Source organism: Methylobacterium sp. SD274, from assembly GCF_017355285.1.
Taxonomy (GTDB): Bacteria; Pseudomonadota; Alphaproteobacteria; order Rhizobiales; family Beijerinckiaceae; genus Methylobacterium.
On the sequence record NZ_JADIJP010000004.1, the window covers coordinates 69,113 to 84,278 of the forward strand.

Genomic DNA, 15,166 nt, shown 5'->3' on the forward strand with positions numbered 1-15,166 from the left:
TTCGACGCTTGGTCCCCATCGCTCAACGTCCGGGAAGGGTGGATTTTCGCCAGTCTGCTTTTGGGCGAGGAACGCCCTTGGCGGGCATCATCCAAGGCTTCGTCGGACTCCCACTTGAAAGCTTAGATCAATGAGCGGGAGACGCCGGCACCGATCTGAGGAGCCGACCCCGATGAGGTCCTCACGTCTCGCCCAGCTACGTCCAGACGTTCTGCAACGTCCCCTGTCCGCCGATCCGCTAGGGCTCGCGCCGCGTGCTACACCACGCCTGAGGTGAGGTGCCGTGACAAGACGGCCAAATGCTTGTGAGGGCTCGAGAGCGGAGAACCCATCCCGGCCGGCGGCGACCCTTCCTATGAGGGGCGTGCAACGTGCTGGCAGACCACCCACGGCGATATCTTGCGTAGGTGGCCCAGAGCTTTGAGAATCAAGAAGCCCTGGCCGAACGCAAAGTGTCCGGCCAGGGCGTGTCACGGGCTTACGCCACCAGGAAGTCGACGTGGGTCAGCGTGACCTTGGTGTCGATGACGGCGAACTGGATGGCCGTCTTGGCCGTGCCGCTACCATCGGCGTCGTAGGAGAGCGCACCGGTGTCGTGGTTGTAGAGGATGCGGTCGGTGCCATCGACCACGGCGCCGGTATTGCCGAGATCCTTGAAGGCGCTCGACGCGAGGCCACCCGCCGAGAGGGCGGTGAACACGTCCCGCGCCAACTGGATCGTGTCATCCGCCGCCGCGAAATCGGTGAGGCGGTCGATGTTGCTCGAACCTAAGGCCGTCGAGAACACGAAGGTGTCGTTGCCGGCGCGGCCATAGAGTAGATCAGCGCCAGCGCCACCGTTGAGGGTGTTGGCACCCGCATTGCCCACCAGGGTGTTGGCAAGTTCGTTGCCACTGAGATTGATCGCGGTGGTGCCGGCCGCACTCGTCGTGCCGAGCCGCTCGATCTCCTGACCGGCTCCGAGCGTGTAGCTGATGCTCGTCAGCACCCGGTCGGTGCCGCCATCCGCCACCTCGAACACGCGGTCGCCCGCAGTGTCGACGAGGTAGGTGTCGTTGCCGGCGCGGCCATAGAGCAGGTCAGCGCCAGCGCCACCGTCGAGGGTGTTGGCACCCGCATTGCCCACCAGGGTATTGGCAAGTTCGTTGCCGCTGAGCTTGATCGCGGTGGTGCCGGCCTCACTCGTCGTGCCGAGCCGCTCGATCTCCTGACCGGCTCCGAGCACGTAGCTGATGCTCGTCAACACCCGGTCGGTGCCGCCATCCGCCACCTCGAACACGCGGTCGCCCGCAGTGTCGACGAGGTAGGTGTCGTTGCCGGCGCGGCCATAGAGCAGGTCAGCGCCAGCGCCACCGTCGAGGGTGTTGGCACCCGCATTGCCCACCAGGGTGTTGGCAAGTTCGTTGCCGCTGAGCTTGATCGCGGTGGTGCCGGCCGCACTCGTCGTGTCGAGCCGCTCGATCTCCTGACCGGCTCCGAGCACGTAGCTGATGCTCGTCAGCACCCGGTCGGTACCCCCACCCGCCACCTCGAACACGCGGTCGCCGGCAGTGTCGACATAGTAGATATCGTTGCCGCCGAGCCCCTGAAGCGTGTCGGCTCCAGCCTTGCCGTCGAGGATGTTGGCGCCGCCATTGCCCAGGATCGTGTTGGCCAGCGCGTTACCGGTGCCGTTGATGGCGGCGGTGCCGGTGAGTGTCAGGTTCTCGACATTGGCCGCTAACGTGACGCTGACGGACGAGCGGACAGTGTCGGTGCCGGCATTGGCCGCCTCGACGACGACATCCCCGGCGTTGTCGACCACGTAGGTGTCGTTGCCGACGCCGCCCGCCATCCGGTCCGCGCCCCTACCCCCGTTGACGATGTCGTTGCCGGCCAAACCGAAGATGACGTTTTTCCCTTCGTCACCCGTGAGCCGATCGCTGAACTCGCTGCCTTCGAGGTTCTCGATGTTCAGGAGGCGGTCTTTTTCCGCCGGGATCGTTGTTATGATGGGAGGGGGGGTGATGATGACTCCCCCCTCGGAGGGGAAAGGGTCTGGTTGAAACACGATCGTCTTTTCTGGGACGACCGCCTGCCAGTCCTGCTCATCGAGGGACACGATCACGCCGGCCTTCGCCGATTTGTAGCTCGCGATGTCGACGCCGTCGCCGCCGTCCATACGGTCGTCGCCGACGCCGCCGTCGAGCCGGTCGTTGCCCGTGCCGCCGATCAGGATGTCGTCGCCGCCGTTGCCGTGAAGGGTATCGTTGCCGTCGCCCTCTGCGCTGTAGACGATCCCGCCGCCGCCGCCCCGGAGCGTGTCGCCGCCTTGGCCGCCGAAGAGGGTGTCGTTGCCTTTCAGGCCCTCCAGTGTGTGAGGGGCGAGCAACTTCTCACCCCATTTGGTGGTGATCACATCGAGGCTCGAATCAGCCCGAATATTGGTGTCGTCGTTGTTCGTACCCTTGATATGCTGACCTTGCGTCAAGCTCAGCAGGGCAGCGGCAGATTTTTCGAGCTTTTCAATGCCTCTTGCTTCTCTGAAATAATTATTGAAGGTATCTTCTTCTAATTTATTGAAATCAGTCAAAAAATTCGGTTTTGTTGTTTGCTCTACAGGTGCGCGCCTTATGTATAGGTCCTTGATGGCACTATAATCAGTCACTTCTCTTAGGGATTGAGATCCATTGGCGTAAATGAGGGTTGTCGCATCGAGCATCTGCTGTACTGATGCAGTCCCCTTGTCCCCTGCGAATATTTCAGCCTGAAAAATCGATCCGGACGCCGGCTCGTAGGAAACCCTGATCCATACTTGCGTGAAATCACCGGATTGCCTCTCATACACATCGAGCTTCGCCGGCATATTGTTCTGAGCGGACTCTTCGAACTTTTCGATACCCGTGGACAGCGATTCAATTGCCGTCTGCAATGTCTCTTTATATTGTGCGCTGGACGTTGCCCCATCGCCGATCTCGCGAATGACGGCAATTCGAGTGGTAATTGCGGATAGCAGCGCCGGAACGGCAATGGCGGCATCGGCATTGCTATCCAAAAGATAGTTCTTTGCCCGTGTGACCGCAGATGTCGAGAGTCTTTCCGCCTCAAACAGGTAGCTGTTTGCCAGTTCAGGATCGCTTGTTGTTAGGTACTGATGGACGTAAGTTTTAGCATCGCTTACGTCGGACTTGATATTTGATAGAATATTTCGATCGATATCGTTTCTAACTTCATCGACTGCCGCAAGTACCTTTTTGTTCAGCTCGACGATCTGATCGAGCTGCTCGCTCATTTCATCCAGGCGTTCCACGGTCGGATCCGTGTCTGCACCACCGAAGAGCTGGGTCAATTCTTTAGGGAGTTCGACACCAGGAATCAGCGAGACCAAGTTGACGGCTAGATTTGCAACGTTCAAGGCCGCGTCGAAATATTCGAACCTCAGCCCTTTGCTTACCGAGTTAGCCATTGTATTTCCCCCCTCTTAATTAAATATTTCAAGGGGCATTAGCACGATGCGCGACAGACGCATATGAAGGGATTCTACTGTTGCGCTCGGAAGTCTTGGCGTAGCGTCTCATCGCATCGTTTGTGGCGCGATGTCACACTCCAGCCTCCCTTAGGATTGGCGGAGGCATGTTCCTATGTCGGCTTTCGAGCCCGACAAAACTGCTTCTCACGGCGGTGTTGGGACGGGACCTGTCTGTCCGTTCTACGGCTGGCTTGGGTGGATTGCGGACGGGTCGTCAGCGATAAGGTCGTGAGATGTGGCCTCATGACAGGCGCCGAAGAGCTTCCAAGCGCGGCACGAGGCAGATGCCGCACTCTTCGATCTCTTTATCTCCTCCGAAGAGACCGCTCGTTTCCGCCCGGCGTTCTCAGAGGGAGCGCAGTCAAGACGAGCGACTCTGGGCGCCCGCCATCCCAGGGGCTCCGAATGCGGGTCGATGCCATCCGATCTGCGGGACCGTACACACCGATCTTGACACCCCCGCCGTCATTCCGGAGCGCCGAAAGCGAGCCCGGACCCGGAGGGCCGCGCCAGAGGCGTGCGAGCCAGATCCGCCGGGCGTGCCCTATCGAGCCCACGGAGCGGCTCTGGATTCCGGGCTCCGCGATGCGGCCCCAGTATGACGACGTGGCTTGTTCAGTCTCCTGCCAAATCCCATTAACCCAAAGTCGAAGCCTTGCCGCCATCCCGCCGCGTGTGGACATCGTTGCGCGGCGTCTGCATCACCCTCGTCCGCCCGTCATCCTGGGCTATGACATCCTTCCGCGCATCCCCCTGACTTCTTGAGACGAGGCCACGACCCTTGCGCATCCTGGCGATACGCGGCGAAAATCTCGCGAGCCTGGCGGCTCCCTTCTCCGTCGACCTGTCCGGCGGCCCCATCGGCGCCACCGGGATCTTCGCCATCACCGGCGAGACGGGGGCGGGCAAGTCGACCATCCTCGACGCCCTCTGCCTCGCGCTCTACGGGCGCTATCCGCGTGTCGCCACGAGCGGCCGCGAGCGCGCGCCCGATCCCGGCGGCGATCCCATCACCATCGGCGACGAGCGGGCGATCCTGAGGCGGGGGGCGACGGAGGGTTTCGCCGAGGTCGATTTCATCGGCCGGGACGGGCAGAGCTACTGCGCGCGATGGTCGGTCTACCGAGCGCGCGGCAAGGCCAATGGCCGTCTCCAGAACAAGACGCGCTCCCTCACCCGGCTGGCGGACGGGAGCTCCGTCGGCGACAGCAAGGCCGGCCTCGTCGACGCGGCGATCTGCGACCTCACCGACCTCACCTTCGACCAGTTCCGCCGCACCGTCCTGCTGGCCCAGGGCGAGTTCGACGCGTTCCTCCTGGCTGCCGAGGGCGAGCGCGCGGAACTCTTGGAGAAGATCACCGGCACGGCGATCTATTCCGAGATCTCGAAACGGGTTCATGCCGGCACCGAGGCGGAGCGCGCCAAGGTGAAGGAGTTGGAGGCTCATCGCGACGCCCTCGGCCTCCTCGACGAGGCGGCGCGGGCGGAGAAACACGCCGAGCGGGCGCGGCTCCTCGCCGAGGTGGCGGAGTTGTCCGGCCGTCTGGCGGAGCTGAACGCGGCGCTGGCCCATGCGCGGCGCATCGCCGACACACGGGGTCAGGTGGCGGCGGCCGAAGCCCGCCTCGCCCTGGCGCGCGAGGCCCTGGACATCCATCGGCCCGACAGCCTCCGCCTGGCTGAGCTCGACGCGGTCGAGCCCCTTCGCGAGCCGGCGAGAAATGCGGCTCGGGCAGAGCGGGATCTCGCCGCCGCCGAAGCCGCCCTGGCACTGGCCCTGACGACGCGCGGCGAGGCCGAAGCGCGGGCCGAAGCCGCGCGGGTGGCTCATGACGAGGCCGCCAAGGCGGACGAGGCGTCGGAAGCCGGGTTCAAGGCGCTGGGGCCGGTCTGGACCCGGGCGGCCGAACTCGACACCCGGATCGGCGAGGCCGCCACCGAATCCGCCCTTGCCGCCGAGGCGGCCGACGCCGCCAAGGCGAAGGCTCTGGAGGCACAGACGGCGCTGGCCCATCTGGATGCCAGTCACGCGGCGGCGGCGTCCGCGCGCAGCGACGTCGCCGCCCGGTTCGCGGCCGATACGGGCGGGGCTTTTCTCGCCCAACGGACGAACGAGGCCGAGCAGCTCTTTGCCAAGCGCGCGAGCCTCGGCGCGGAACTGGCCCAGGCCAAGGCCGATCTCCGCAAGGCCACGGACGAGGCCTCCCGCCTCTCGGCATCGATCGCCACGGGGGACGGGGCGATCGCGCGGGCGAAGGCGGCGCGGACGCAAGCAGCCGAGCGCCGGGCAGCGCTGAGCACCGAGCTCGAACAGGTCGGCGAAGCCTCGGCACGGGCGCGCTCGGGCACGATCGACCGGCTCGCCGAGCAGCTGCGCGAGGCGCTGCCCCTCGCGCGCAGCCACGCGGAGGCGTCCCTCGCCCTCGAACGGGCCAGGACAGAGGCGGAATCCGCGAGGTTGGCCCTCGAATCCGCGAGGTTGGCCAGCGAAGAGGCCGCCGCCCGGCAGGCCCGCGCGGTCGAGCTGCGAAAGGCCGTCGCCCCTCTGGCGGAGCTGGCCGAGGAGGCCGTCTCGCAGCAGGCCGCGCATCTGCGCAGCCTGCTGATCGAGGATCAGCCCTGCCCGGTCTGCGGCGCCACCGATCATCCGCATGCCCGGGACCAGGATCAGGATGGGCTCGGGCGGGTCGCGGCGGCGTTGAAGGCGCAGCGCGCGGAGCAGGATGCGGCCATCGCCGCCGCCGGACAATCCCAGGCGGAGGCAGCGTCGGCACGCGCCGCCGCTAGCGCGAGGTTGAGCAATACCGAGCAGGCAGCGGCAGCCGCCATCGAGACGCTGGACCGCGCCAACGCCGCCTATGCGCTTCTCCACCCGCACCTCCTCGCCACCCATGGCGATGCGGCGGTCGGCGGACATGTCCCGACAAGGCTCGATGCCGAGGCGGTGTCCATGCTCACGGGCCTGATCGACGCCCTCAAGGTCGCACGCGAGCCGCTGCTGGCCGCGCTGGAGCGGGCCGGGACATTGCGCGGCGAGATCGACGCCGTCGCGACGCGGATCGAGGCCGGGGGCCGGGAGATCGAGGCGGCGGAATTGGCCTGCGTCGCCGAGCGCGAGGCCCTGCGTCTGGCCGAACTCACCGCCAACGGCGGGACGGTCCGCGTTTCGGGCCATACGGAGCGGCTCGACTCCCTCGGCCGCGAGATCGCGCCCTATCTGGCGGGCGCCGGCCTGTCGCTGGCCGATCTCGACCGGGACGGGGCCGGCGCGGCCAGGCGCGTGGCCGAGATCGCCGCCGCGCACCGCGCCCTCGACCGGCAGCGCGAAGAGCTCGACCGGGAGGTCCAGGCCCTCGCGTCGCGTCGTGCCGGCGCGGTCGAGGCCCTGGGCTTCACCCGTGCCGCCGCGGACGCGGCCGGACGCCAGGCGCTGGCCCGTTCCGAAAAGCTCGCCGAGCTGCGGGCCGAACGGGCGCCCCTCCTCGGCGGCGAGGAGACCGGCCTGCATCGGACCCGGACCAACGACGCGCGCAAGCTCGCCCGCGATGCGTTGAAACGGGCGGAGGAGGCCCGCGCCGCCGCCCTCGCCGCCCTCGCCTCGGCGGTGACGGCGGCCGAGCACGGGACCTCTTCCCGCGACGCGGCCCGGCGGCTGCGCGAGGAGGCCGATGCCGTCTTCACGGCCGCCTGCGCCCCGCGCGGCGTCGAGGCCGTGCGGGAGGCCCTCGCCCTCGCGCCGGAGATCCGCTCCTCCCTGCGCCTCGCCGTGGATGCGCGCATGGCGGAAGCCCGCGAAGCGGAGACCGCCCTCGCGACGCGGCGGGCCGACCTCGCAAACCTGCTCGACGCGCCCGAGATCGACGGTCCCGCCACGCAAGCGGCGGCGTCCGGCCTCGGCGAGACGATCACCGCCCATCAACAGGGTCTCGGCGCCATCACGGCCGATCTCGAACGGGACGACGCGGCGCGCCTGCGCGCGGCGGGGCTGGAGGCGGCGATCACCGAGGCACGCGCCGACTTCTCTGTCTGGGAGGCGGTGAACGACGCCGTGGGCTCGGCCAGCGGCATCAAGTTCCGCCTCTTCGCGCAAGGGGTGACGCTGGAGCACCTGGTCCGGCTCGCCAACGAGCACCTGCTGGCCTTGAGCCCGCGCTACCGGCTGGTGCGCGGCGACCCGGCCAACCTCTCCCTCCACGTGGTCGACCGGGACATGGGCGAGGAGGTGCGCGCCACCCGCAGCCTGTCGGGCGGCGAGCGCTTCCTCGTTTCCCTCGCCCTCGCCCTCGCCTTGTCGGGCCTGGAGGGCCGCGATTCCTTCGTCGACACGCTCTTCATCGACGAAGGCTTCGGCTCCCTCGACGCCGAGACCCTCGACCTCGCCGTGGACGCCCTGGAGACGCTCCAGGGCCGCGGCCGCAAGGTCGGCGTCATCACCCATGTGGCGGCGATGATCGAGCGCATCGCCGTGCAGGTCCGGGTGGAGAAACGCGGCAACGGCCGCAGCGTGGTGAGTGTCGTGGAGGCTGGGGCGGGGTGAGGCCGGGTCTGGCCGGCGCCGTCCGGCTTCCTCCAAGGGCACGAGGGGTGGGACGCCGTCCCGTGGCGTCCCACCCCTTCCATTTTCGTCCGTCCAAACCCGACGACGTGTTGCCCTCGGGGTCAGGCGGCCCGCACGGTCGCCAGGAAGCGGCCGACCTCGCTCGAGAGATACTCGGAGTGACGCGAGAGTTCGGACGCCGAGACGAGCACCTGGGCGGCGGCGGCTTCCGTTTCCTCGGCGGCGCCTGCCACGCCGGAGATGTTGTAGGTCACCTCCTTCGTTCCGGCGGCCGCTTCGGCCACGTTCCGCACGATCTCCTGGGTCGCCGCCCCCTGCTCTTCCACCGCGGAAGCGATGGCGGTCGCGACACCATTGATCTCCTGGAGGCGGCCTGCGATCTCGCCGATCGCATGGACCGTCTGCTCGGTGGAGCCCTGGACACGCGCGATCTGCCCGGAGATCTCCTTGGTGGCCTGGGCCGTCTGGTTGGCGAGTTCCTTGACCTCGGCGGCGACGACGGCAAATCCGCGTCCCGCTTCCCCGGCCCGCGCCGCTTCGATGGTGGCGTTGAGGGCGAGCAGGTTCGTCTGGCTCGCGATCATCGAGATCATCTCGACCACCGCGTCGATGCGCGCGACGCTGCCGCTCAGTTCCTCCACGAGACGGCGTGTCTCGCTGGCCTCGGACACGGCGGATTGCGCGAGATTGGCGGAGCCATCGACCTGACGCCCGATCTCCTGCACGGACGATCCCAGTTCCTCGGCCGCGGCCGCGACGGTGTTGACGTTGGTCGCCGCCTCCTCGGCCGCCGCCGCCACGGTGGTCGACCGACCGGCCGTCTGCCTGGCGGCCGATGTCATCGTCTGGGCCGTGGCCTGAAGCTCCGTGGCCGACGAGGCGACGAGCCCGATGACACTGCTGAAGGACCTCTCGAAATCGTCGGCCATCGCCATCATCGTGCTCTGGCGCTCCCGGAGAGCGGCTTCCTTGGCGATCCGATCACGGTCGGCCACGTCGGCGGCTTTCTGGCCGACCATCGTCTTGATGCCCTCCACCGCTCTCCCGACCGCGCCGATCTCGTCGTTCCGGGCGGCGGCCTTGATCTCGGTGTCGATGTGACCGGCGGACATGTGCTCCAGAACCTTCACGAGACTTCCCAGCGGACGGGCGACCGTGCGTGACAGGAGCTGGCTGACGACGAGGGCCATGATGACCAGGGCCGAGAGCGTTGCGACGATCATCACGAACTTGAGGCGCTGGACGGGGGCGAACGCCTTGGCCTGATCGATCGACAAGGCAACGTACCATTCCATCGCGGGCGGCAGGTTGGGCACGCGAACGAAGGTCATGAGTGTAGAACGGCCCTCCTCCGTCACCTCCGTGAAAGCCGGTCCGATCGGCGGAAGGGGTCCGGAGACCAAGTCGGAAAGCGGCTTTCCGAGGAGCTCGGCCTTTGAATGGACGAGGATCTTACCGGTCTTCGAGACCAGGTAGGCGTAGCCGAAACCACCGATATCGACCTCGTTGATCATCTTCGAAAGGACATCGACACTGAAGTCGTTGCCGATCACGCCGAACAGCTCCTTCGTCTCGTCATAGACCGGCGCTGAAATCGTGATGGTCATTTCCTGGGTGCTGGCGGCAATATAGGGGTCCGTCATGGCGACGCCCCCGGCTTCGACCGCAGCCTTGAACCAAGGACGCTCGCGTGCATCGTATCCTGGCCTGATGGGGCCCTTCGGGATCTTCGTGTAATTCCCCCGGACGTCCCCGAAGGAACTGAGAATGAACGACTTGGTCATGGCCGGCGATCCCAGAACCTTGTCGATCTGACGGTCGTCCATTCCCTTGACGATCTGCTGGGTGGCCATTTCCGCCAAGTCGGATTTGCCGATCAGCCAATTGCTGACGTTCCGGGACGCGGCGTTTCCGAGATTGGTCGCGCTCAGCCTGACCGCCCTCTCGACTTCCTGAGACTGGCTCGTGAACAAGTATAGCGACAGGCAGATCAGGACCAGGAACAGGGAGATCACGATCGACGCCGTCGCTTTGGAAGCGACGCCGGAAAATCCTCCGAAGAGAGTATTGCGAGAGGTCGCTGCTTTCACGGCCCTGTTAAGTAGCATTATATAGCCTATTCGTTGCCGTCTTACCCATGGAAGACTGCGCCTTCCATTTGCATGTGCAAGCGCGATATCGCCCACGAAGCTTAAGTATTAATTAATTCTTACTTTATGTGGCGGCTAACATTCAGCAATAGTCATCGGCTTGTTTGCAGACTGAAGAGAGCGAACAGGTCTCACCCGGCATTGTGGGGCTTTTGTCGATCGTTGTGGAAGAGCAGCGAGAAATCGGCCGCCTTTCCCTGAGAGCCCCTTGGACAAGCGTCGGCGGCCGAGTGACCGGGCTGGAGGGCAATCGGCCGCCATGGCGAGATGGGGTTTGCAAGCGGACCATGCGGCATGAACGGCCTCATACCCGGTCTCACCGACCCCGACCCATAGGTCAGGATGAGTGAGATCCGGCGCACGACCGCCCCCGCGCCGTCGCGCGGGCAGGCCTCGATGAGTCAGACTCAGCGAGGTCTGTTCTCAGACGAAGAAACCCGAATCGACCTGCGAGACTCGGATATGGTCGAGCTCGACCGTACCGCCGCCCGACAGGGTGAGCAGGGCATAGCCGTCGGAGGATCGCCCGACGGCATAGCTCTGCCCGGAGAGATCGATCCGGTCACCGCTCGAGGCGCTGAAATCGAACAGCGTGTCGTGTCCCGAATGGATGTCGAGAACCGAGCGGTTGGCTCCCGCGCCGAGGAAGAACTGATCGTCTCCGCGCCCGCCGATCAGGACGTTGTCGCCCCGGTCGCCGATGAGAACGTCGTTGCCCCAACCGCCATAGAGCCTGTCGTTGCCGGCGCCGCCTTCGAGCCGGTCGTTGCCCAGGCCGCCGAGGAGCGTGTCAGCGCCGTCATTGCCGTAGAGCCGGTCGTGTCCGGACCCGCCATTGAGGGCATTGTCGCCCGCATTGCCGCGCAGCGCATTCGCCCCATCGTTGCCGGTGGCCTTCGTCGCGGCATTGCCGATGAGGATCAGGTGCTCGACATTCTCGCCGAGCGCGTAGGAGACGCTGCTCCGCACGTAGTCGGTTCCCTGGCCGGCCCACTCCACCACCACGTCGCGCCCGTCATCGACGAGGTAGGTGTCGTTCCCGGTCAGGCCGAACATCTTGTCGGACGAGAGGCCACCGTCGAGGCGGTTATCGGCCGTGTTGCCGACGATCCGGTCATGCCCCCGGCCGCCGATGGCGTTCTCGATCAGGGAGCGGAGATCGCCCTGGTGCAGGAGCGCGTTGGCGACGTTGCCGACCGCGATCGCGTCGCCGCCGCTATAGGCTTGGTGGTTGACGAGCTGCGCGGTGGAGAAGGTCGAGAAAGCCCCCGGGCGGAGATCCACGTCGAGGGCGGTCGCATAATTGGAGAGATCGTAGGTGTCCCGACCGTTGCCGTCCCAGACGGTCATGGAGATCTTGTTGGCGGTGGGAGCACCCTGGCCGATGCCGTCGATGGACATCTCGCCGGTCTTGGTGTCCCAGCGATAGGTCGTGTTGCCACTCTGGGTCCCGAAATTGGCGCCGTAGAGGAATTGCAGGGCGGCGATGTCGTCCTGCATGTAGGTCTGAGGCTGGTTGAACCCCTCGCCTTCGAACGGATGATCGAAATTGGTCGGGTCGGACCGGTAGGTCATCAGCGACCAATCCTGCCCGTCCTTCTCCAGGGGAAGCGCCGCCGTGCCGTAGCGGGGCGGGCTACCGGCGAGACCGAGGTCGCCATTCAGGGGGACGTAGGTATAATCCTGATGGCCATGCTTCAGGCCGAGCGCATGCCCGATCTCGTGCATGTTCGTTGCCTGGCCCCAGTTTCCGATCGCCGGAACGCTGTAGAACGGCTGGTCGGAGTAGGTTCCGAACCAGACATCCCCGGCTTGGAGATTGCTCGACGGGAAGTTGGCATGGGCCGAGCCCTCCTCTTTCCAGAAGGTCTGGCTGAAGCGCAGCTCGGCATGGGTCGTGGCGGTCTCGGTGATCTCCTGGAAATTCAGGTTGGTGTAGGAAGCCACGAGGTCGAGGGTGTAGCGCGTCGCCTCCTGCTGCTGCGGATTGAAGGCCTGGTGGTAGAGGGGGTCTCCGAACTGACCCGGATTTTCCTCGTAACCGGACCCTTCGTAGAAGCTCCCGCTCGCGGGAAAGCTGTAGGTCAGCGTGCCGATCGTCCATTTCGCGCCGATCAGGACCCCGTCGATATGGTCCTCCCCGGCGAAATGGTACGTCCCGTCGCGATCTTTGAATTGATACAGCAGGGCGGTCTTGCCGTCGCTGCGGCTGGCTGGTGCTGAACCCGGTACGGCCATTGTCTCGCGCCTTCACAATCGAGCATGATTGTTCGCGCCGTGATGGCCGGTCAGGGCGATGGCTCGCATCGACAGCGCTCAAGACTGGGTTCTTGAGGCTTTCCGGTTAAGACATAGCTTAACGACACTGAGAATGGTGGCCGGACAGGCTGATCTCCGAAGAGTTGCCGGGGGCAGGGCAGCCGGCCAAGAGGATGACGGCGCCCGGCTTTGAGCCGGAGCGCCATCTGGTCATCCGGCGGGTGGCGTCAGGATCAGCTTGCCGACGAAGGGGGCATCGGCATTACGGGTGCTGGTGCAGCCATAGGCGGTCTCGCCCGCCTTCATGGTCCGCAACCGCAGCACGCCCTTGCCGTTCTGCTTCACGGTGTAGCCCTTCTCGCTCATGACGTGGACGAGGTCGCCATCCGCGTGCAGCACCTTGGCGTTCTCGAACTGTCCCTCGGCGGTGATCGTTACAGGCGCGTTCGCCGTGCTGACGATATGAAGCTCCACATTCGTGTCGGCGGGCAGCCGCAACTCGGCCGGACTGCAGACGGGCTTTCCATTCTCGAGTGCAACCGTCAGCTCGACCGGCGGCATCGCATCGGTTGCCGGTGGCGCCAGAGGCTTGCTTTGGGAATAAGCCGGACCCGCAATGAGTACGGCCGCCGCTACGGCAAGGCTTCGACGAATCGTCATCATCTTTATTAGCTCCGTTACTTCGCATCCAGGCGGTGCGCAGCGTCATTCTGATAAGAACGACCACTCGCCCCTGTTCCAGGCTGCGACGAAGCGAGCCCCTGACCTGCGCTCCGACGGAGTGTCGGACCGATGGGGCGATGTCAGGCGACGAGGGGAGAGCGATCGAAACCGGCGAGCAGATCCTGCGGGTCTCGATAGATCGCGATGCAGCCGGCCTTCGACAGGTCCGCAGCGGGGAAGCCGCCACAGAGGACGCCGATCGTCGAGAGACCGGCTTTGGCCGCGGCCTCCGCATCGTAGGGCGTATCGCCGACCACGACGATCGATCGAGGTTCGAGGGGCGCGAGTTTCTTCAGGGCCGATTCGAAGATGTCGGGATGGGGCTTGGAGCGCTCCACATCATCCGAAGACGTAACGACGTCGACGAGGTCGGCGATGCCGAGCAACTCCTGATAATGCTCGACTTCGTCCTTCTTGCCCGAGGACCCCAGGGCGATCCGTAGATCCGCTGCCCTGATCCGCTCGAACAAAGCTCTCACCCCGGGGAACGGCCGCACCCGATCCAGGTACTCGCGCTTGAACAGGTCGGAGCGGTAAGCCTCGATCGTCTCGCCCTCGCGAGCGACGCGATCCGGCGGCAGGAAGACCGGCATCAGCTCGTCGCCGCCCTTGCCGATCTGGCGCCGGACCAGAGCGGGATCGGTCTCCACCCCGAAATGGGCGAAGGCATCGACCCAGGCCTGGGCATGCAGGTCGACACTGTCGAGCAGCGTCCCGTCGATATCGAAAATCACTGCGCGCATTGGTGGCCCTCCGCGCCGACAACCATCGGGAGGATGCGCCGTTCCGCCGGACCGAGGCCAAGGACCGATGGATGGCGGTCGAAGGGGGGGTCGCGTTGCGGTCGAAACGGGGGCCGCGTTGCGGTATCCGACGCGCCGCCGCTCCCCTCCAAAATGGGTCAGAGCGTGGCGGCGTGCCGCCCCGATGCGCAAATAAGCATTATCATGCTATATATTATCCTGGGCGGACCGCGTGTATGGCATTTTCGTTCTTGACCGAAGTGAGCGCCGTTTGCCCAATGATGAGCCATCACTGTCTCGACCCCCATGATCCCTACGCCCAGGCGGAAGTGCTGGTGACGTTCGAGGGAGTTTTCCCCGACATCCGCCTGTTATCGGCCATCGACCGGGAAGGTGACGACATCCTCTCGGATCTAATCGATGAGCAGAAGCGCGATTTGATCGATGAAATTGCCGCGTTCTATTACGAGGCGCGGACGGCGGCCTGACCGTTCATCGCGCTTTGTTTACAGACGCGGCCCTTCGTTCTCTCACGCGATGGGCCGCGCCCGGCTTCCGCTCAAAGACGCCTTTCGTACGATGGCCGGACCGGCTCTTCCTCGCGCGGCGTGCCGTCATACCCTTCCATCCAGGATAAACGCTCCTCGCTATCGCGAGGATAGGGACATGCATCCTTGGGATGACCATGGATGCGGGCCTGCGCGCCCTGCTCGATAGGGTCGGGGCGCGAATGACGGATGTCGGCCATGGAACTGCCTCCGTGCTATGGGTGTGATCGATCAACTCGGACAAACCGGTCGATGATCCCGCGACCAAAGGGTTCTCTCAGCCCTTTGTCCCCTCGGAGTGGGGCGACGGCCAAGCCTGGCGCTCGGCGTCCACCCCCGCACCATCGGCCTTGCAACCCGCCGCCGGATTGTCCCTCTCGTTATCCTCGACCTTGCCGATCATCTGCTCGAGCAGCGGTGGCAGCTTCATCGCATAGGCATCGAGGATGATGGCGGCATCGAGCAGCGCATGGATCTGCGCTTCGGGAATGGGTTGACTGGCGATCTGGGCGCTGAGGACACGGTCTGCCAGCTGGCCCGCGAGCCGAGAAACTTCCGACAGCCGGCCAACCACATCCAGAGCGGTGGAGGAGGTATCCCGGCTCCGGCTCATGGCAGATGGTCTCCCCCGTCAGGTGCTCGACCCATGCCCCCACGCGCGGGACGCTTCTCGCCGG

9 protein-coding genes are annotated in these 15,166 nt (G+C 65.4%); 2 read left to right on the forward strand and 7 right to left on the reverse strand.

Translation table 11 applies throughout. The annotated features are described in order from the left end of the window. Window positions 1–478: 478 nt before the first annotated feature. On the reverse strand, window positions 479–3,445 hold the full coding sequence (locus IPV08_RS05340) for a calcium-binding protein (protein ID WP_207411065.1): 2,967 nt from the start codon (window positions 3,443–3,445) through the stop codon (window positions 479–481). An 844-nt stretch (window positions 3,446–4,289) separates the two neighbouring features. On the opposite strand from IPV08_RS05340, the gene IPV08_RS05345 reads away from it, so the two are divergent. Further along, window positions 4,290–8,045, forward strand: coding sequence for an AAA family ATPase (locus tag IPV08_RS05345; protein ID WP_207411066.1), 3,756 nt, complete (start codon window positions 4,290–4,292; stop codon window positions 8,043–8,045). Window positions 8,046–8,167: 122 nt separating this feature from the next. Here the strand turns inward: IPV08_RS05345 and IPV08_RS05350 are convergent, their stop codons facing one another. The 4 genes from IPV08_RS05350 to IPV08_RS05365 all read right to left on the reverse strand — a co-directional run bounded on the left by IPV08_RS05350 (window position 8,168) and on the right by IPV08_RS05365 (window position 13,941). Further along, complete coding sequence (locus IPV08_RS05350; RefSeq protein WP_348646078.1) at window positions 8,168–10,081, reverse strand: methyl-accepting chemotaxis protein; 1,914 nt, start codon at window positions 10,079–10,081, stop codon at window positions 8,168–8,170. A gap of 558 nt (window positions 10,082–10,639) precedes the next feature. Next, on the reverse strand, window positions 10,640–12,454 hold the full coding sequence (locus IPV08_RS05355) for a M10 family metallopeptidase (protein WP_207411068.1): 1,815 nt from the start codon (window positions 12,452–12,454) through the stop codon (window positions 10,640–10,642). Window positions 12,455–12,685: 231 nt separating this feature from the next. Further along, window positions 12,686–13,138, reverse strand: coding sequence for an anaerobic typically selenocysteine-containing protein (locus IPV08_RS05360; protein ID WP_156467635.1), 453 nt, complete (start codon window positions 13,136–13,138; stop codon window positions 12,686–12,688). 140 nt (window positions 13,139–13,278) lie between these two features. Then, window positions 13,279–13,941 (reverse strand): HAD family hydrolase, encoded by a 663-nt coding sequence (locus IPV08_RS05365; RefSeq protein WP_207411069.1) that lies wholly within the window; start codon window positions 13,939–13,941, stop codon window positions 13,279–13,281. 236 nt (window positions 13,942–14,177) lie between these two features. Here IPV08_RS05365 and IPV08_RS05370 point away from each other — a divergent pair, with 236 nt between their 5' ends. Further along, a complete protein-coding gene (locus IPV08_RS05370) occupies window positions 14,178–14,429 on the forward strand; it encodes a hypothetical protein (protein WP_311276877.1) in 252 nt (83 codons plus the stop codon). A 71-nt stretch (window positions 14,430–14,500) separates the two neighbouring features. Here the strand turns inward: IPV08_RS05370 and IPV08_RS05375 are convergent, their stop codons facing one another. After that, window positions 14,501–14,689: an Rmf/CrpP family protein gene (locus IPV08_RS05375; RefSeq protein WP_207411070.1), complete on the reverse strand. Its 189-nt coding sequence runs from the start codon at window positions 14,687–14,689 to the stop codon at window positions 14,501–14,503. A gap of 77 nt (window positions 14,690–14,766) precedes the next feature. Continuing rightward, window positions 14,767–15,102: a hypothetical protein gene (locus tag IPV08_RS05380; protein WP_207411071.1), complete on the reverse strand. Its 336-nt coding sequence runs from the start codon at window positions 15,100–15,102 to the stop codon at window positions 14,767–14,769. Window positions 15,103–15,166: the final 64 nt, after the last annotated feature.